The organism is Tardiphaga robiniae, assembly GCF_001618955.1.
Lineage (GTDB): Bacteria > Pseudomonadota > Alphaproteobacteria > Rhizobiales > Xanthobacteraceae > Tardiphaga > Tardiphaga robiniae_A.
This window is the reverse complement of sequence record NZ_LVYV01000055.1, coordinates 215,537-232,358: the sequence shown is the minus strand read 5'-3', so window position 1 is coordinate 232,358 and position 16,822 is coordinate 215,537. Positions and strand designations below refer to the sequence as shown.

14 protein-coding genes are annotated in these 16,822 nt (G+C 61.6%); 8 read left to right on the top strand and 6 right to left on the bottom strand.

Annotated elements, in window-relative coordinates; translation table 11 throughout:
- Positions 1-61 precede the first annotated feature (61 nt).
- Entirely contained in the window at positions 62-244 is a 183-nt protein-coding gene (locus tag A4A58_RS27745; protein WP_068738346.1) for a hypothetical protein, read from the bottom strand.
- 270 nt (positions 245-514) lie between these two features.
- Here A4A58_RS27745 and A4A58_RS27740 point away from each other — a divergent pair, with 270 nt between their 5' ends.
- From A4A58_RS27740 to A4A58_RS27730, 3 genes are all read left to right on the top strand, one after another.
- The gene (locus A4A58_RS27740; protein ID WP_068738343.1) at positions 515-1,804 is read left to right on the top strand and encodes an acyltransferase family protein; all 1,290 of its coding nucleotides are present in this window, start codon (positions 515-517) and stop codon (positions 1,802-1,804) included.
- 241 nt (positions 1,805-2,045) lie between these two features.
- Positions 2,046-2,696 carry a glutathione S-transferase family protein gene (locus A4A58_RS27735; protein ID WP_068738341.1) on the top strand — a complete coding sequence of 217 codons (651 nt, stop codon included), beginning with the start codon at positions 2,046-2,048 and terminating at the stop codon, positions 2,694-2,696.
- 44 nt (positions 2,697-2,740) lie between these two features.
- A complete protein-coding gene (locus tag A4A58_RS27730; protein ID WP_068738339.1) occupies positions 2,741-3,520 on the top strand; it encodes an enoyl-CoA hydratase/isomerase family protein in 780 nt (259 codons plus the stop codon).
- Between the two features lie 244 nt (positions 3,521-3,764).
- Here A4A58_RS27730 and A4A58_RS27725 read toward each other — a convergent pair whose 3' ends face one another.
- From A4A58_RS27725 to A4A58_RS27715, 3 genes are read right to left on the bottom strand one after another with little or no spacing between them, the layout of a single operon-like run.
- Positions 3,765-4,733: a metallophosphoesterase gene (locus A4A58_RS27725; protein ID WP_244499893.1), complete on the bottom strand. Its 969-nt coding sequence runs from the start codon at positions 4,731-4,733 to the stop codon at positions 3,765-3,767.
- A 7-nt stretch (positions 4,734-4,740) separates the two neighbouring features.
- Positions 4,741-5,172, bottom strand: a complete 432-nt coding sequence (locus A4A58_RS27720; RefSeq protein ID WP_068738337.1) for a GlcG/HbpS family heme-binding protein — start codon at positions 5,170-5,172, stop codon at positions 4,741-4,743.
- Between the two features lie 12 nt (positions 5,173-5,184).
- On the bottom strand, positions 5,185-8,154 hold the full coding sequence (locus tag A4A58_RS27715; RefSeq protein WP_068738335.1) for an FAD-binding and (Fe-S)-binding domain-containing protein: 2,970 nt from the start codon (positions 8,152-8,154) through the stop codon (positions 5,185-5,187).
- A 232-nt stretch (positions 8,155-8,386) separates the two neighbouring features.
- Between A4A58_RS27715 and A4A58_RS27710 the strand changes: the two genes are divergently transcribed.
- Both A4A58_RS27710 and A4A58_RS27705 read left to right on the top strand, forming a co-directional pair.
- Entirely contained in the window at positions 8,387-9,586 is a 1,200-nt protein-coding gene (locus A4A58_RS27710; RefSeq protein WP_068738333.1) for a pyridoxal-phosphate-dependent aminotransferase family protein, read from the top strand.
- A gap of 111 nt (positions 9,587-9,697) precedes the next feature.
- Positions 9,698-10,495 carry an enoyl-CoA hydratase/isomerase family protein gene (locus A4A58_RS27705; protein WP_068738331.1) on the top strand — a complete coding sequence of 266 codons (798 nt, stop codon included), beginning with the start codon at positions 9,698-9,700 and terminating at the stop codon, positions 10,493-10,495.
- Between the two features lie 100 nt (positions 10,496-10,595).
- On the opposite strand, the gene A4A58_RS27700 is transcribed toward A4A58_RS27705, so the two are convergent.
- On the bottom strand, positions 10,596-11,735 hold the full coding sequence (locus A4A58_RS27700) for an alginate O-acetyltransferase AlgX-related protein (RefSeq protein WP_068738329.1): 1,140 nt from the start codon (positions 11,733-11,735) through the stop codon (positions 10,596-10,598).
- A gap of 3 nt (positions 11,736-11,738) precedes the next feature.
- Complete coding sequence (locus A4A58_RS27695) at positions 11,739-13,136, bottom strand: MBOAT family O-acyltransferase (RefSeq protein ID WP_068738327.1); 1,398 nt, start codon at positions 13,134-13,136, stop codon at positions 11,739-11,741.
- Between the two features lie 381 nt (positions 13,137-13,517).
- Between A4A58_RS27695 and A4A58_RS27690 the strand changes: the two genes are divergently transcribed.
- The 3 genes from A4A58_RS27690 to A4A58_RS27680 all read left to right on the top strand — a co-directional run bounded on the left by A4A58_RS27690 (position 13,518) and on the right by A4A58_RS27680 (position 16,810).
- Positions 13,518-14,525, top strand: coding sequence for a Bug family tripartite tricarboxylate transporter substrate binding protein (locus A4A58_RS27690; RefSeq protein ID WP_068738325.1), 1,008 nt, complete (start codon positions 13,518-13,520; stop codon positions 14,523-14,525).
- 214 nt (positions 14,526-14,739) lie between these two features.
- Positions 14,740-15,282, top strand: a complete 543-nt coding sequence (locus A4A58_RS27685; protein ID WP_068738323.1) for a tripartite tricarboxylate transporter TctB family protein — start codon at positions 14,740-14,742, stop codon at positions 15,280-15,282.
- Between the two features lie 10 nt (positions 15,283-15,292).
- Positions 15,293-16,810, top strand: coding sequence for a tripartite tricarboxylate transporter permease (locus A4A58_RS27680; RefSeq protein ID WP_068738321.1), 1,518 nt, complete (start codon positions 15,293-15,295; stop codon positions 16,808-16,810).
- Positions 16,811-16,822 lie beyond the last annotated feature (12 nt).

The following is a 16,822-nucleotide window of genomic DNA, read 5'->3' as shown; positions in this document are numbered from 1 at the left end:
GCGGCGTTCAGTCGTCCTTTTTGTCGAGCAAAGGATTCTGATGCCTCTTGCGCCCGTTCAACTAGTGAGGCATCCACATCGTTGTCGCCTGATCGCTCGCCTCGTGTTGCTCAAGGCGATCGGCTTCCTGGCGGTATGCGTGCGATGCTTCGACAAGTCGCGTGACGGTGACGGCATCCAGAATAGTCTTTGCCAACCGTTCGGCGCGGGTCGCTTGTTCTCTGAGATACTGAACCCTGGTCATCTGCTGTCCTCACACTTGTCGATACAAGTTGAGTCAATTTCGATCGTTCCCAGCCTGTTCCCAGATCCTTAACGGATCGTAAGCGGTGTTGGAGTCGCAGTGAAGTTTGTCCAGGTTGTGGTAAACGCGGCGGCGTCAACCCTAACGCTCCCGTGCAAACGGGCATTCAGGTTAAGGCCGAACATTTCACCTGAGGTGGTAGACATGTAAATCGCCTTCACCCTCGTTATTCGCGCCGTTGCTATCCCCGGTTCAAACGGGGAGATCGCAATGTCGGAGAATGCAGGTATCGCCACGCGGCTGGAGAAATTTCCGGCGTTCGACGGCTTTCGGGGAATCGGCGTGGTGGTGGTCGTGTTCACCCATTGCCCGCAGGTGCTGGACAGCAGCGCCTACAACGCAATCTGGTACGCCAATCAGCTGTCACGTGTGGGCTATATCGCGCTCGACATCTTCTTCGTGATCTCTGGCTTCTTCATCACGCGTTTGCTGTTGCGCGAGCGGGCCAAGACCGGCCGCATTTCCTTCAAGGACTTCTATATGCGCCGGGCGCTGCGCATCTTCCCGGTCTATTACCTCACGGTGCTCGCCTGCTACTTCATCTTCAGATTAGGCCCAGCGGATATGCTGAGTCTTCTGACCTACACATTCAATTTCTATCATCCGCTGCATGCGGTGCCGAACCCGCTGGAACACACCTGGTCATTGTCGGTGGAGGAGCAGTTCTATTTCTTCTGGCCGCTCCTGATCCTCATCGTGGCGCCGGGCTGGCTTAATGTCGTGACCGGACGGGTGATTCCGCTGCTGGCGGTGGCGAGCGGTTTGTTGATGGCGCTGCTGCTCATCAATCACGAGCCGCGAGAGGCGGGTGACGTCGTCTATATGTCGCTGTTCACCCGCATGCTGTCGCTATCACGCGGCGGCTGGCTGGCGCTGCGCGAATTCGAGAACCGGCCGCTGCGCGGCTGGCGCTGTGCAGCGCTCGTGGTCGCAGCGTTGGTGATCCTCGTGATCGATCGCAAGGGCCGCGACCTCGGCATCATCACCTCGCAACCAGTCTACTGGATCCTTGCGTTGATCGCCTATTCGATGGTGAGCGTGTCCTTCGTCGCGACGCTGGTGTTCGATCGCGGCATTGTCAAGCGTGTGATGACGGCGATCCTGTCGCTGTCCCTGTTCCGTAGGCTCGGCTCTCTCTCTTACGCGATGTATGTGTTTCACCTGCCGGTGTTGTTCTATCTCGGCCTCAACGATGCTGCGACCCATGGCACCGAGGTGCCGATCCTCCAGGTCGCGATCGCTTTCGGCATTACGCTTGGTCTGTCGATCCTGTCTTACTATCTGCTGGAAAATCCGATGGCGAAGCTGAAACAGAATTTCAGCGGCACCAGGCCGGTGGAACCGGTCGGCACAAAGGGAGCAAACGTCACCCAGAGCGGCCTGTCCGCCGGGTTTGTGCGCGCAGCATTTTTCTCCCCGGAGGATCGTGCCAAGCCGGCTGACGAGCCTCCGCAACTGATGACGATCTGGCCAGGAGTTTGTCGCAGTCGGGTGAACTAATGTCGGCTGCGCCGCCGGCCGCATCAGTTGCAACCGAGGCGCGAAGCCGTCGTGATCGGCCTCGGTGACGTGCGCGTGGTGATGGGTGTCGTCGATCGGGAAGGGCGAAACCGGTCTGTCGGGACCATGTAGCGAAGGGCAAGTCTTGATGAAGAAGGGCAGGTCTTGACGAAGCCTCGCGGCTGCTTCTCATTGGCTGGCAGCACGGCGATAGTCCGTGCCTGCTTGGAGGTCTCGCCCGATGATCACGCTCTACCACTGCGCCCGCGCGCGCTCGTTTCGCCCGCTATGGACGCTTGAAGAGCTCGGGCTGCCTTATGAGCTGAAGATGCTGCCGTTCCCGCCGCGTGTCTTTGCCAAGGAATATCTCGGCATCAATCCGCTCGGCACCATCCCGCTGATGCTCGATGGCGAGACCCGGATGACGGAATCGGCGGCGATCGCGCAATATCTGGTGACCAAACATGGCCCGACGCCGCTGGCCGTCGGCATCGACGAGCCGGACTACGGCCCGTTCCTGAACTGGCTGCATTTCGGCGAGGCGACGCTGACCTTCCCGCAGGCGCTGGTGCTGCGTTATTCGAAACTCGAGCCGGAAGAGCGCCGCCATCCGCAGGTGGTCGAGGATTACTCGAAGTTCTTTCTCGGCCGGCTGCGCATGATCGAGAGCATCACGACCACCAACGATTATATCTGCGCCGGCCGTTTCACCGCCGCGGACATTTCCGTCGGCTATGCACTGCTGCTGGCCAGTCGTCTCGGGCTTGCATCGCAATTCGGCCCGAGTGTCACAGCCTATTGGGCGCGATTGCAGCAGCGCGAGGGCTACCTGCGTGCGATTGAATCCGAGAACCGCGCCGGCGATGCGCTGGGTTTGGCGCGCCGCTTCTGAGCGGCTATACCAGCCGCATCAACTTCAACCAAGCGAGCAGACCGATGGCCGATGATAGCGTAATCTTGGAGAAGAAGGGCGCCGCACTCTGGATCACCATCAACCGGCCGCAGAAGCGCAATGCCATGAATGGCGATGTCATCGCCGGCATCGCCAACGGCTATCGCATGGCGCATGAGGAGGCGAGCGTGCGCGTCATCGTGCTGACCGGTGCGGGCGAGAAGGCGTTCTGCGCCGGCGCTGATCTGGCCAATGCGGGTGCGGCCTTCTCGATGGATTTCTCCAAGCCGAATGGCGATCTCGCCGATCTGATGCGGCTGTCGCAAAACGCCACCAAGCCTGCGATCGCCCGCGTTAACGGCGTCTGTATGGCCGGTGGCATGGGGTTGCTGTGCATGACCGACATGGCGGTGGCCGCAGACAACGTGATCTTTGGTCTGCCCGAGGTGAAGGTCGGCGTGTTTCCGATGCAGGTGCTGGCGCTGCTGCAGTCCATTGCGCCACGTCGTCTGGTCAACGAATGGTGCATCACCGGCGAGCCGTTCGACGCGCAGACCGCGCTTGGCGCTGGCCTGCTGAATCACGTGGTGCCGGCGGCCGAGCTCGACAGCAAGGTCGACTGGCTGATCTCGCGCATCACCGACAAGTCGCCGACCGCCATCCGCCGCGGCAAATATGCGATGCGCGCCATCGCCGCGATGTCGTTCGACGAGAGTATTGCCTATACCGAAAGCCAGATCGCGATCCTCTCGATGACCGAGGATGCGAAAGAAGGCCTCAAGGCGTTTGGCGAGAAGCGCAAGCCGGTGTGGCCGGGGAAGTAATATGCGTGCGACGGCGGCCGCCAGAGCAAGCGGCGGTTATCGAAATCCCATGCCGGTCGAGAGCTGAACCGCGATCAGGAAAACGCCGCCCGCAATTGGCAGGCTGACCAAACGCAAAATCTGGTTGAACGAAGCCATCTGAGCCATCCATGATGTTAGCCTCGAGGCTGACTATGGATGTTTATGCTTAATCGCAGGTAAATGTGTCCGCAGTCTATGGTTGCGACGTTAGTGCCTCGGCGCGCTATCGGCGCTCGCTCTGTAAGCGATGCAGCGTCACTTCCGGAGGGCAGTTCAGTCGCACCGGGAGCAGGCTGGTGCCGACGCCGACGGACGTATAGCCGGCCATGCCTTCATGGCGCCATGCGCCGTTGCCCATATGGCGCGGTAGCACAGCCTCCAGCTTGATGGCGTAGCCGCCGGGCAGGCAGAGCTGGCCGCCATGGGTGTGGCCGCTCAGCATGAGGTCGAAATTGTGCTCGGCCGCCTCGGCATAGGTCTCCGGCGTGTGTGACAGCAGGATCGAGAAGGCGTCCGTCGGAATTTGCGATGCGACCTTCGGGATGTCGTCGGCGAGATAGAAATGCGGATCGTCGACGCCGGCAATGTAGATGCTGTCATCGCCGCGGGTAATCACGTCGCATTCGTTGAACATCATGCGGATGCCCATTGATTCCAACGCCGGCGTCATGCGGATGCTGTCGTGATTGCCGAGAACGCCATAGACGGAATCACGCAGCTTCGCGCGCAGTTCACCGACACCTTCGGTAGCGCGCTGATACGGCCCATAGGTCTTGCCGCGATAGTCGCCGGTCAGCACGCAGATGTCGTAATCGAGATCGCCGACGAAGGAGATCAGGTGGCGCAGCGCGTTTTCGCTGAGATCGACGTGGAGATCGCTGATATGCAGGATCGTGAAGCCGTCGAACGCGGCGGGCAGGTGCGGTGAGGCGACGATATTCTCGCGCACCAACACGCGGTTGGCCTCGCGGCGGGCGCGGCCATAGAGGCCGGCGAGTTGCAGCGCGGTGCGGACGATAGGCGGTGCGGTGAGCCAGTTCTCAAGATTGAAGAACAGGCGGCCCTGGCCGAACAGCTGGTGATCGCGATGGGTCTCGATCTCCAGCCGTGCCTTCACATGCGCATCCCCGATGCGGTCGATCAGCGGGCGGAGCGCGCTGTCGTCGATCGGGAGATGCGGTGGTCGGGACAATGCCGTTCTAGCCGGTCGAGGCCTTGAGGCCGGCCGTCTCGATGCCCGCGACGGCTGCGATCTCGTCATTGTCCGATGTATCGCCGGAGATGCCGATGGCACCGAGCAGGCTGCCCGATGCGTCGTGAATGAGAACGCCGCCCGGCACCGGGATCAGCGCGCCGCGCGCCATGGTATTCACGGCATCGATGAAGAACGGCTGCTCTTCCGCACGCTTGAACAGCGCGCGTGAACCCAGACCCATCGCCAGCGCGCCATAGGCTTTGCCGTGTGCGACTTCGCCGCGCATCAGGCTGGTGCCGTCTTGCGCGATGGTGGCCTTCACGCAGCCGCGAGCGTCGAGCACCGTGATGACCATCGGCTTGAGCTTCATCTCGATCACCTTGGCGAGAGCGCCATCGATGATCTTGCGGGCTGTATCGAGGGTGAGGTCGGCCATATCGGTTGTTTCCTAGTTGAGCATGGAAGAATGGACGTTTGTTGCGGCGCCGTCGAGGCTCATGGCCAGCACGCGTGCGACATGCAACGCATGGCGCGAGGCGCCGTCGACGATCTGGTGGCGGCAGGATGTGCCGTCGGCGACGATCAGCGTATCGGCGTCGGCCTTGCGCACGGCGGGTAGCAAGGACGCTTCGGCCATCTGGATCGAGACGTCATAGGTGTCGGCACCATAGCCGAACGCGCCCGCCATGCCGCAGCAACTGGATTCGATGGTCTCGACCTTCAGATCCGGGATCAGGCGCAAGGCCTGTTCGACCGGCTTGAACGCACCGAATGACTTTTGATGGCAGTGGCCATGCACTATCGCCTTCGGCGCGATCGGCTTCAGCGGCAGTTGCAGCCGGCCGGCCTCGGCTTCGCGGACCAGGAATTCCTCGAACAGCATGGCGTGCGCGCTGACACTCCTGGCCGTATCGTCGGAACGTAGCGACAGCAATTCATCGCGTAGCGTCAGCAGGCAACTCGGCTCCAGCCCGACGATAGGGACGCCGCGTGCCGCGAAGGGCGCAAAGGTGGCGACGAGACGGTCGAGTTCGGCGCGGGCCTGATCGATGAGGCCTGCCGAAAGGAAGGTACGGCCGCAGCAGAGTGCGCGGCTGCTGCGATCCGCCGGCTTCGGCAGATGCACGCGATAGCCACCCGCGGTGAGCACATGCAGCGCGTCGTCGAGATTCTCGCGCTCATAGGCGCGGTTGAAGGTGTCGACGAACAGCACGACCTCGAGGCCATCTGCCGGGCCGAAGGCTTCTTCGTCGCGATGAAACACATCGCTGCGCCATTCCGGCAGGCTGCGTTTTGCGCTGATCCCTGCATAGCGTTCCAGCAGGTTGCGCAGTAGCGGGCTCTTGTTGCGCAAATTCGCCAGCGGTGCGGCGCGTGCGGCCAATGCAGCGTAGCGCGGCAGATAGCCGACGAGGCGGTCGCGTAGCGTGAGGCCGTGCTTCGTGACGCGTGCGGACAGAACCTCGATCTTCATCTTGGCCATATCGACGCCGGTCGGGCACTCATGGCGGCAGGCCTTGCACGACACGCAAAGCTTCATGGTGTCGGCCATGGCATCCGACGTCAGCGCATCCGGGCCAAGCTGGCCGGAGATTGCCAGCCGCAGCGTGTTGGCACGGCCGCGGGTGACGTCTTTCTCGTTGCGCGTCGCGCGATAGGACGGGCACATCACGCCGCCCTCTAACTTCCGGCATGTGCCATTGTTGTTGCACATCTCGATGGCGCCCTGGAAACCGCCACCGGCGCCGGGCCATGCGGACCAGTCGAGCGCGGTCTTGAGTTCGCCGACGCGATAGTCCGGCGTGTAACGAAACAGCGAACGATCATCCATCTTGGGCGGATCGACAATCTTGCCGGGATTAAGGACGTTTTGCGGATCGAAGCGATGCTTCACTTCGGCAAAGTCGCTGATGATGCGCTCGCCGAACATTTCGGCGTGGAATTCCGAGCGCACGAGTCCGTCGCCGTGCTCGCCGGAATGCGAGCCCTTGTATTCCCTGACCATCACGAAGGCTTCTTCGGCGATGGCGCGCATCGCCTTGACGTCCTTGTCGAGCTTCAGGTTCAGCACCGGACGTACATGCAGGCAGCCTTCCGAGGCGTGGGCATACATGGTGCCGGTGGTGTCGTGCTTCCTGAAGATCGCGGACAGCCGCTCGGTATAATCGGCCAGATGCGGCAGCGGTACCGCGCAGTCCTCGATGAAGGAGACCGGCTTGCCGTCCTGTTTCATCGACATCATGACATTGAGGCCGGCGGCACGAAACTCGGCGATGCCCGACTGCAGAGCAGGTTCGGTGACATCGACGACGCCGCCCCATTTGCGCGTCGGGTTGTTCCAGCCAAAGCCGAGATCGCCCATCAATGCGCCCAGCTCTTTCAGCTTGGCGGCATTCACGGCCTGATCCGCTTCGGCGAACTCGACGATCAGCAGTGCATCCGGATCGCCGCGCACGGCGCTCTTGATGATTGGCTGGAACATCGCGATGTCGCGGCCGAGTGCGATCATGGTGCGGTCGACCAGTTCGACGGCGATGGGCTTTAGTTTGACCAGATGCTGGGTCGCATCCATCGCTTCATAAAAGCTGCCGAAGTGACAGACACCAAGCGCCTTGCTGCCGATGAGCGGCCACAGCTTGAGTTCAACCTGCGTGGTGAAGGCGAGGGTGCCTTCGGAGCCCACGAGGAGATGCGCCATGTTGTTGGCGGTGTTGCGCGGCGTGAGCGCATCGAGATTGTAGCCGCCGACACGGCGCTGCACCTGCGGGAAGCGCTCCGCGATCTCGGTCGCTTCACGCTCGCCGAGCGCCAGCATGTCGCGAAACAGGGCAGGCGCATCATCGCCGGAATTCACTTCGCCGAAATGCAGCAGGTTGCCGTCGGCCAGTGCGGCATCCATCGCAATCGTGTTGTCGCGCATGGTGCCATAGCGCAGCGAACGGCCGCCGCAGGAATTGTTGCCGGCCATGCCGCCGATAGTGGCGCGCGACGCGGTGGAGACATCCACTGGAAACCACAGCCCGTGTTTCTTCAGCTGCCGGTTGAGATCATCCAGCACGATGCCGGGCTCGACGATGCAGGTGCGGTTCTCGACGTCGAGCGAGATGAGCTTGTTGAGATGTTTGGAGAGGTCGATGACGATGCCGTCATTGACGGTCTGTCCGCATTGCGAGGTGCCGCCGCCGCGCGGCGTAACGATGCGGCCGTCGTCACGGCAGATCGCCAGCGCGCGCAGCGCCTCGTCGATGGTGCGCGGAACGACCACACCGAACGGTACGATCTGGTAGAACGAGGCATCGGTGGCATAACGGCCGCGATTGAACGGGTCGAAGAACACGTCGCCGGAGACTTCGCGCGCGAGCTTTGCAGCCAGCGCGCTGTCTGCAGCCGTGCTCCGAATGATTGCTGCCTTCGCCATGGATTCCCGCCTTGTCCCTCTATCGTCCTGTCTTGCATCCGGATTCCGGGTTGGCAACCCGGAGGTGCTGTGCTCCTACGGTGGCAAGGAGGGGATACGGGAGGGATAAGAAATCCTCATGGCTGCCCCACGTTTTTCTTCAGCGCTCTGGTATACCAGACGCGGGACAAGCCGTTTGAAAGGTGCTATCCGGGCGTTTCAATAAAAATGGACTCCCTGGGAAGGACGAGACATGACCGTGCACACCGGAAGGCATTTCCTGCAGATTCCTGGCCCGACCAACGTACCCGACCGGGTACTGCGGGCGATGGATATGCCCACGCTGGACCATCGCGGTCCCGAATTCGCCGAACTCGGTCTCCATGTCATTGCTGCGATGCAGCGTGTATTCCGGACCAAGCAGCCGGTGATAATCTATCCCTCCTCGGGCACCGGCGCCTGGGAAGCCGCTATCGTCAATACGCTGTCGTCGGGCGACAAGGTGCTGATGGCCGAGACCGGCCAGTTCGCCACGCTGTGGCGCGGCCTCGCCGAAAAATTCAAGCTCGACATCGATTTCGTGCCGGGCGACTGGCGCCACGGCGCCGATCTCGCAGAGATCGAGAAGCGTCTCGCTGCCGACAAGTCGCACGCCATCAAGGCCGTGATGATCGTCCATAACGAGACCTCGACCGGTTGCGTCACCCATCCGCAGGACGTCCGCAAGATCATGGACCGCGTGAAGCACCCGGCGCTGCTGATGGTCGACACCGTCTCGGGTCTCGGCTCGCTCGAATACGAACATGACGCCTGGGGCATCGACGTCTCCGTCGCCGGCTCGCAGAAGGGCCTGATGCTGCCGCCGGGCCTCGGCTTCAACGCCGTGTCCGACAAGGCGCTGGCGGCCTCCAAGACCAACAGCTCGTTCCGGTCCTATTGGGACTGGGAGGAGATCATCGCCGCCAACAAGCTCGGCTCCTGGCCCTATACGCCCGCGACCAATCTGCTCTACGCGCTGAAGGAAGGCGTGGCGATGCTGGAGGAGGAGGGGCTCGACAACGTGTTCGCGCGCCACAAGCGTCATGGCGCTGCCGCCCGCGCCGCCGTCAAGGCCTGGGGCCTCGAGACCGTCTCCATCGAGTCGCATGATCACTCGCCGGCGCTGACCGCAGTGCTGATGCCGGAAGGGCACGATGCCGACAAGTTCCGCAAGGTGGTGCTCGAAAACTTCGACATGTCGCTCGGCACCGGCCTCAACAAGTGGAAAGGCAAGATCTTCCGCATCGGCCATATCGGTCACTTCAACGACCTGATGCTGATGGGCACACTGGCCGGCGTCGAGATGGGTCTTGAACTCGCCAAGGTCCCGCACCGCGCTGGCGGCGTGATGGCAGCGATGGATGTGCTGACCGGCAAAAGCGTGGTGCCGATGACCAAGGCGGCGGTGGCTTAAAGCGCACGAATTCCCGTCTTTGAGGCCTAACAATCTACTGGAGGCTGGAGCATAATCGCTCCAGCCTTTTCAACATGTTGCGGCGGAATGCTGCACCAGAGGACGAATCACATGAACGCGCCAACGCCTGCCACTGGAGACCTGCTGTATTCCGTCGAGAACGGGATCGCGAAGATCACGTTCAACCGTCCGCAGGCGCGCAATGCGATGCTATTCTCGATGTACGAGCGGATGGCGGAGATCTGCCAGGCTGCCAACGAGGACCGCTCGATCAAGGCGATCATCCTGACCGGTGCCGGCGACAAGGCCTTCGCCTCGGGCACCGACATCTCGCAATTCCGTGAGTTCAAGACGGCGCAGGATGCGCTCGATTACGAAGCGCGGATCGACCGCGTGCTGACCGCGCTGGAGACCTGCCGGGTGCCGACCATCGCCGCGATCGCCGGCGCCTGCACCGGGGGCGGCGCCGGCATTGCCGCTTGCTGCGACCTGCGCATCGGCACGGCGGCCACGCGCATGGGCTTCCCGATTGCCCGCACCCTCGGCAACTGCCTGTCGATGTCCAATATCAGCCGCGTGATGGCGCTGGTCGGACCGGCCCGCACCAAGGACATGATCTTCACCGCCCGCCTGATCGAGGCTGATGAGGCGCTGGCGCAGGGTCTGATCAACGAGATCGTGCCCGATGTTGAGACGCTGCAGCGCCGCGCGCTGGAACTCGCGCAACTGGTGGCCAGCCATGCGCCGATCACCCTCGAAGTGACCAAGGAAGCCGTGCGTCGGCTGCGCCCGACCCTGACCCGCGAGGAGGGCAAGGATCTCGTGCTCAAGGCCTATATGAGCGAGGATTTCCGCGAGGGCATGGACGCCTTCCTGAACAAGCGCAAGCCAAACTGGCAGGGCAAGTAGGGCGAGAGGGAATGGCGGCGGGATGGTCCGTGCGGACGTTCCCGACCGCTCCGGCGCGGATGGGCAGCCGCGTCGGCTGCCGCGACACGGCGCCAGCGCCTTACAGGCTGTCGACGGCCTTGATGAAGTTGGTGACATGCGGCGATTCCAGCCACTCGTCGTTGCTTTCGAGGATGACGTAGTCCACGTCGAGCAGAGCCTTTCCGAAGTCTTCGCGCACCACGTTCGGAACATGCACCTGCTGTTCCGATGTTCCGGTGTAACGGTAGGTAGAGTTGAAATAGTAGTAGAGCCTGGCGTTCCCGATCAGTCCTTGCTCGCTCAGGAGCCGCATCGGCCCCCACATGAAGCTGGAGCCGATGAAGATGGCATTGATCGGCTTGCCGCGGGCGGCGATGCCGAACCGGGCGTGCGGCGATTCCGCGGCCAGCTCATAGGGCAGGTTCAATAGGGCGCCCGCATCGGCTTCATCCCATCGCGGCTTTCGATCGGTTCGCACGTCACGGAGTTCGAGCTGGCCGATCGCGCGACCGCCTTTGGCTTCCAGCAAAGCGAGCAGCGCACGCACGGTGTAAAATTGGCCGATGTCGTTCCAGTGACCGCCATATTTGCCGAACATTATGGGCGTCTTGGGCTCGGCGTCGAGCAGGGCATGGGCATTGACGAAATTGACGCCGTTGCGCGTCAGTTCCTCCGCGAAGCGATCGTGGAAGCGCGGAGTGGTGGATGGCTTGCAATAGCCGGGCGCATATTCCGGATAGATCGCCGCCTTGTTCGGACTCATAACGTAGACAAACGTTTTACCGAGGCTTTCGAGCTTCTGCTGCGCGCGTTTCAGGCCGATGGCCATCTCCGCCGAAAGTCCGGGATCGCGACGCAGGCACCAGTCCGTCAGCATCGGTGGGCCGAACAGATAGCCGTCCCGACCGATCAGAAGGCCCGGCACCTTGGTGCGGCCGGCCCAGTAGTCGAACATGTTATTGACGCGGATGAGGAACTCGCGCGGCGCGCCCATCCGCTCGGCGAGCCATGGTTCGATGCCGGATTGCCCCTGACCGTCCCAGAAGCTCTGGGCGTCAAGTGCCGGTGTTTTCGCGTTGATAACCGCACCCACCAGTCTGTTCCGGCGCAGTGCGTCCCACTGCGGTGAATCGCTCGTCTGGGCCAGCAGCGCCAAGCCAGGCGCCAGAACGAGGACGGCGACACCGAGCAGGAACAGAATGGATTGAACTGACCGCATCGTTCAGAACCGGAAATAGATGAAGGGTTGAAACGACGACGTATAGACGTGGCCGAGGCTCCACGCCGTCGCGGCCCACAGAAACACATGCTGCGTCGCGCGAACCAATGGCTCCGACAGCGACGCTGTCCAGCGTCGGACCTGTTGCAGCGGAAGGAACGACAACACGAAACCGACAGCGAGCAAGATGTAGACGTCGGTAGTCACCCACAGATCGGGCAGTCCGGAGACACGGGTCGGATCGGCCATCGCGCCGAGAAATGCGAAGGCCTGGGAGATCGTCGTGGCACGAAAGAAGACCCAGCCTATAAGCACCAGAAAAAAAGTCGCGGCGATACCGACCAATGACGGCAAACGCGGCCATGCGCGCTCGCGCGCGATGCGATCAAGCGAGACGAATAGGCCATGATAGGCGCCCCAGAACACGAAGGTCCAACTCGCACCGTGCCAGAGCCCGGATGCGAGGAAGCAAATCCACAGGTTCAAGGTTACCCGCAGGCGCGATCCATGATTTCCACCGAGCGGGATATACAGATAGTCGCGGATCCAGGACGACAACGAAATATGCCAGCGCTGCCAAAAATCGCTAAATCCTATCGCCAGATAAGGCTGATTGAAATTCTCCTTCAGGCGAAAGCCGAGGACGCGCGACAAGCCGATGGCCATGTCTGAATAGCCCGAAAAATCAAAATAGATCTGAACTGTGAAGCACACTGCGCCAAGCCAAGCATCGGCGAAGCCGAGCTGCGCAACCGGTGCCGAGAACAGCTTGTCGACGAGCGGGGCCATCGTATCCGCGATCAACACCTTCTTGGCGAGGCCGAGCAGAAACCGCGTCGCGCCGGCCTCGACATCGTCAAGCGACACGCTGCGCTGTTCGATCTGGGCGCGAATATCGTGGTACTGAATGATCGGTCCTGCAAGCATCTTCGGAAAGAAGAAGACAAAGAATAGATAATCGAAGATGGATTGCGCCGGCGACGTGGTGCGCCGATAGACATCGACCAGATAAGTAATCTTTTCGAAGACGATAAACGAGATGCCAAGCGGCAGCAGTATCTGCATGATAGGAAGGCTGCTGGCGCCGAAGAGCGCACCCAGTGTTTCTACGAAAAAGGCGGCATACTTGCAGTAAACCAACAGGGTCAGATTGGCTGCAATGCCGGTTGTAAGCAGCAGCTTCTGTATGGAGACGTTTGGAGTACGCGCGATGCCCGCTGCGAGCAGGTAGTCCAGCATTGCCGAAACAATAACGACTCCGACGAATTTTGGCTCGCCCCACGCATAGAACATTGCGCTAGCCGTCAGAATGATCCTGTTCGCGAACGAACGGAATAGTAACGACAGGCCAATGACGACCGGCGCAAAGATGAAAATGAAGATGACTGAATTGAAGGGCATCGGTCGATCGGCCGGGGTCCGAGGTTGCCGTGGCGCTGCATGACGACCGAAAAGCCGCACCGCAATGTTTCTGCCCATTACAAGCAATGGATCGAAAAGTCTATCAATTGCGGGCACTTAGACGGCCTTGGCCGCCATTGTCCCGCCTGTACGCGTATATTCCATTCAATATGCTGTTTTCATTATCTTTTCTTCGGCGCCTCGAATCGCGAAAATATCTGCGGGAGGCTGCCCAGCGGCGCCCAAAATTTATCACCCTGACCAAAGTTCGGCGGGCCGCAGCGCGGCATGCTTGAAGTCGCGCCCGATACCCCGCACAATAGAATCAATGAAGAATAGCGGGCGTCCAATGCCCGCTTCAGGTCTACAGGGAAGAAACCAATGTCCAACTCGATCAGGGCCACAGCTGCGCTTGCAGCCGTGCTCGCCAGCGCGCCCATCCTCTCATCGGCCACGTCGCCGGCCATGGCCTGGGAGCCCACGAAGCCCGTCGAAATCGTCGTTGCAGCGGGCGCCGGTGGCGCATCCGACCAGATGGCGCGCATGATGCAGGCTGCGATCCAGAAGAACAATTTGATGAAGGCGCCGGTGGTGGTGTCGCTCAAGGGCGGCGCGTCCGGCGCCGAAGCGCTGATCTACATGAAGTCGAGCGACGGTGACGCCAATAAGGTGCTGATCGCCTATTCGCTGATCTACATGCTGCCGCTGTCCGCCAAGATTCCGTTCAACTGGCGCGACCTCACACCGGTGTCCGTCGTCGCGATGGACCAGTTCGTGCTGTGGGACAATGCGGGTGGCGCCAAGACGGTGAAGGAATTCATCGCGGCGGCCAAGGCTGCATCGTCGCCGTTCAAGATGGGCGGCACCGGATCCAAGCGTGAAGACCATGTGCTGACGGTGTTCATGGAGAAGCAGACCGGCGCCAAGTTTTCCTATCTGCCCTACAAGTCGGGCGGCGAGGCGGCGACGCAGCTGGTCGGCAATCACACCGAAGCCAACGTCAACAACCCTTCAGAGAACCTTGAAGTCTGGCGCGCCGGTCAGGTGCGTGCGCTCTGCGTGTTCGACAAGGAACGCATCTCCTACAAGACCAAGGTCACCGAGACGCAGTCGTGGAACGACATCCCTACCTGCAAGGAAGAGGGCCTCGACGTGCAGTATCTGATGCTGCGCGCCATGTTCCTGCCCGGCAAGGTCACGCCCGAGCAGCAGGCTTTCTATGTCGACCTGTTCGAGAAGGTGACCAAGACGGCCGAATACAAGGACTACATGGAGAAGCAGGCGCTGAAGCCGATCTTCCTGAAGGGGCCGGAGATGCTCAAGTTCCTCGAAGAGGACGATGCGCTCAACAAGTCGCTGATGACCGAAGCGGGGTTCGTGGCGAAGTAAGGCTAAGTGAGAAGCTCTTCTTTCCCTCTCCCCCAAACAAAGCGCAGCTTTGTGCAGGCGGGAGAGGGTGGACCGGACGAAGTCCGGGCCGGGAGAGGGGCCTTCGTATGGGGCAACCCCTCTCCCGTCCGCGCTGCGCGCGGCCACCCTCTCCCGCAAGGGGAGAGGGGAAGATCAGCGTTCCGCCTTTCCGAAATTAAAACAGAAAATTCCCATGTCCAACACCGACCTCGAAATCATCGTCGAAGATCCCACCGCTCCGGAGGACGACTCGCCCTCCGTTGTCAGCACGCGCACCATCGAGATCATCGTCTCGCTGATTCTGCTGGCACTCGCCATCGTGCTTGGCTTTGACAACTGGCGCACCGGCATCGCCTGGGACTCCACCGGGCCTCAGCCCGGCTATTTCCCGTTCTATCTCTCGGTCATTCTCGGCGGCGCCAGCCTTTACGGGCTGATCACGACGTTCTTCGCTCGCAGTGGCGGTTCCGACACTTTCGTCACCCGCGCACAATTACGGCGCGTGGCGCTGGTGTTCATTCCCACCGCACTGTTTTGTCTCGCCACGCAGTTTCTCGGCATCTATGTCGCGAGTTTCGTGCTGATCGCCGGCTTCATGCGCATGGTCGGCAAGATCGCGCTGTGGAAGTCGCTGCTGACCGCCTTCGTGTTCACCGCGATCATGTTCGTCACCTTCGATGTCGCGTTCGACGTCATCATGCCGAAGGGGCCGATCGAATCGGCTCTCGGTCGCTAGGACTGCTGAAATGGAAGCGTTCGGACTGTTGATGCACGGCTTTGCCGTGCTGATGACCTGGAAGATCATCTCGCTGATGGTCGTCGGTCTCGTGCTTGGCATCTTTGTCGGCGTGCTGCCGGGCCTCGGCGGCCCCAACGGCGTCGCCATTCTGTTGCCGCTGACCTTCACCATGGATCCGACCTCGGCCATCGTGATGCTGTCCTGCATCTATTGGGGCGCGCTGTTCGGCGGCGCCATCACCTCGATCCTGTTCAACATCCCCGGCGAGGCGTGGTCGGTGGCCACGACCTTCGACGGCTATCCGATGGCGCAGCAAGGCAAGGCTGCGGAAGCGCTGACGGCGGCGTTTACCTCGTCCTTCATCGGCTCGCTGGTGGCGGTGATGCTGATCACATTTCTGGCGCCGATGATCTCATCCTTCGCGCTGAAATTCGGCCCGCCGGAATTCTTTGCGGTCTATCTGCTGACCTTCTGCTCCTTCGTCGGTCTCGGCCGCGAGGCCAAGCACAAGACCGTCATCTCGATGGCGCTGGGGCTGTTGATCGCCGGCATCGGCATGGACACGGTGTCGGGCAATCTGCGCATGACCTTCGGCTCGGACAATCTCCTGCGCGGCATCAACTTCCTCGTCGCGGTGATCGGCCTGTTCGGCATCAGCGAAATCCTGCTCACCATGGAAGAACGCCTCGCGCTGCGCGGACACGCCGCCAAGATTAGCCTGCGCACGGTGCTCAAGGTCTGGATGGATCTGCCGAAATACTGGGTGACGCTGCTGCGCTCGTCGGTGATCGGCTGTTGGCTCGGCATCACGCCGGGCGGCGCCATTGCGGCCTCCTTCATGGGCTACAACCTCGCCAAGCGCTTCTCCAAGGATCCCGAAAGCTTCGGCAAGGGGCGCATCGAGGGCGTGTTCGCGCCGGAAACGGCCGCCCACGCCTCCGGCACCGCAGCGCTGCTGCCGATGCTGGCGCTCGGCATTCCCGGTTCCGGCACCGCGGCGATCCTGCTCGGCGGCCTGATGGTGTGGGGCCTCAACCCAGGCCCGCTGCTGTTCGTCGAGCACAAGGATTTCGTCTGGGGCCTGATCGCCTCGATGTATCTCGGCAATGTGGTCGGTCTCGTCATCGTGCTGACCACCGTGCCGGTCTTCGCCTCGATCCTGCGCGTGCCGTTTGCGGCAGTGGCACCGATGATCGTGGTGTCCTGTGCCATCGGCGCCTATGCGATCCAGAATGCCATGTTCGACATCTGGCTGATGCTCGGCTTCGGCGTCGTCGGCTACATCTTCAAGAAGATCGGCATTCCGCTCGCGCCGTTCACGCTCGCGCTGGTGCTCGGCAGCCGCGCCGAGGATGCGTTCCGCCTCGCCATGATCGGCTCCGGCGGCAGCGTCGGCGTGTTCTGGTCCAATGGCCTCGTCGGCACCATCACCACGCTGGCGATTACGCTGCTGTTCTGGCCACTGATCGATCGTGCCTTTACGGCCGTTGCACGCATGTGGCGGCCGACGCCGGTGACGACGTAAGTCGGGCTCGCG

Bases quoted from the DNA above. Each gene is read 5' to 3' on its own strand.
- A4A58_RS27745 (WP_068738346.1), bottom strand. From the start codon at position 244: ATGACCAGGGTTCAGTATCTCAGAGAACAAGCGACCCGCGCCGAACGG.
- A4A58_RS27740 (WP_068738343.1), top strand. From the start codon at position 515: ATGTCGGAGAATGCAGGTATCGCCACGCGGCTGGAGAAATTTCCGGCG.
- A4A58_RS27735 (WP_068738341.1), top strand. From the start codon at position 2,046: ATGATCACGCTCTACCACTGCGCCCGCGCGCGCTCGTTTCGCCCGCTA.
- A4A58_RS27730 (WP_068738339.1), top strand. From the start codon at position 2,741: ATGGCCGATGATAGCGTAATCTTGGAGAAGAAGGGCGCCGCACTCTGG.
- A4A58_RS27720 (WP_068738337.1), bottom strand. From the start codon at position 5,172: ATGGCCGACCTCACCCTCGATACAGCCCGCAAGATCATCGATGGCGCT.
- A4A58_RS27715 (WP_068738335.1), bottom strand. From the start codon at position 8,154: ATGGCGAAGGCAGCAATCATTCGGAGCACGGCTGCAGACAGCGCGCTG.
- A4A58_RS27710 (WP_068738333.1), top strand. From the start codon at position 8,387: ATGACCGTGCACACCGGAAGGCATTTCCTGCAGATTCCTGGCCCGACC.
- A4A58_RS27705 (WP_068738331.1), top strand. From the start codon at position 9,698: ATGAACGCGCCAACGCCTGCCACTGGAGACCTGCTGTATTCCGTCGAG.
- A4A58_RS27700 (WP_068738329.1), bottom strand. From the start codon at position 11,735: ATGCGGTCAGTTCAATCCATTCTGTTCCTGCTCGGTGTCGCCGTCCTC.
- A4A58_RS27695 (WP_068738327.1), bottom strand. From the start codon at position 13,136: ATGCCCTTCAATTCAGTCATCTTCATTTTCATCTTTGCGCCGGTCGTC.
- A4A58_RS27690 (WP_068738325.1), top strand. From the start codon at position 13,518: ATGTCCAACTCGATCAGGGCCACAGCTGCGCTTGCAGCCGTGCTCGCC.
- A4A58_RS27685 (WP_068738323.1), top strand. From the start codon at position 14,740: ATGTCCAACACCGACCTCGAAATCATCGTCGAAGATCCCACCGCTCCG.
- A4A58_RS27680 (WP_068738321.1), top strand. From the start codon at position 15,293: ATGGAAGCGTTCGGACTGTTGATGCACGGCTTTGCCGTGCTGATGACC.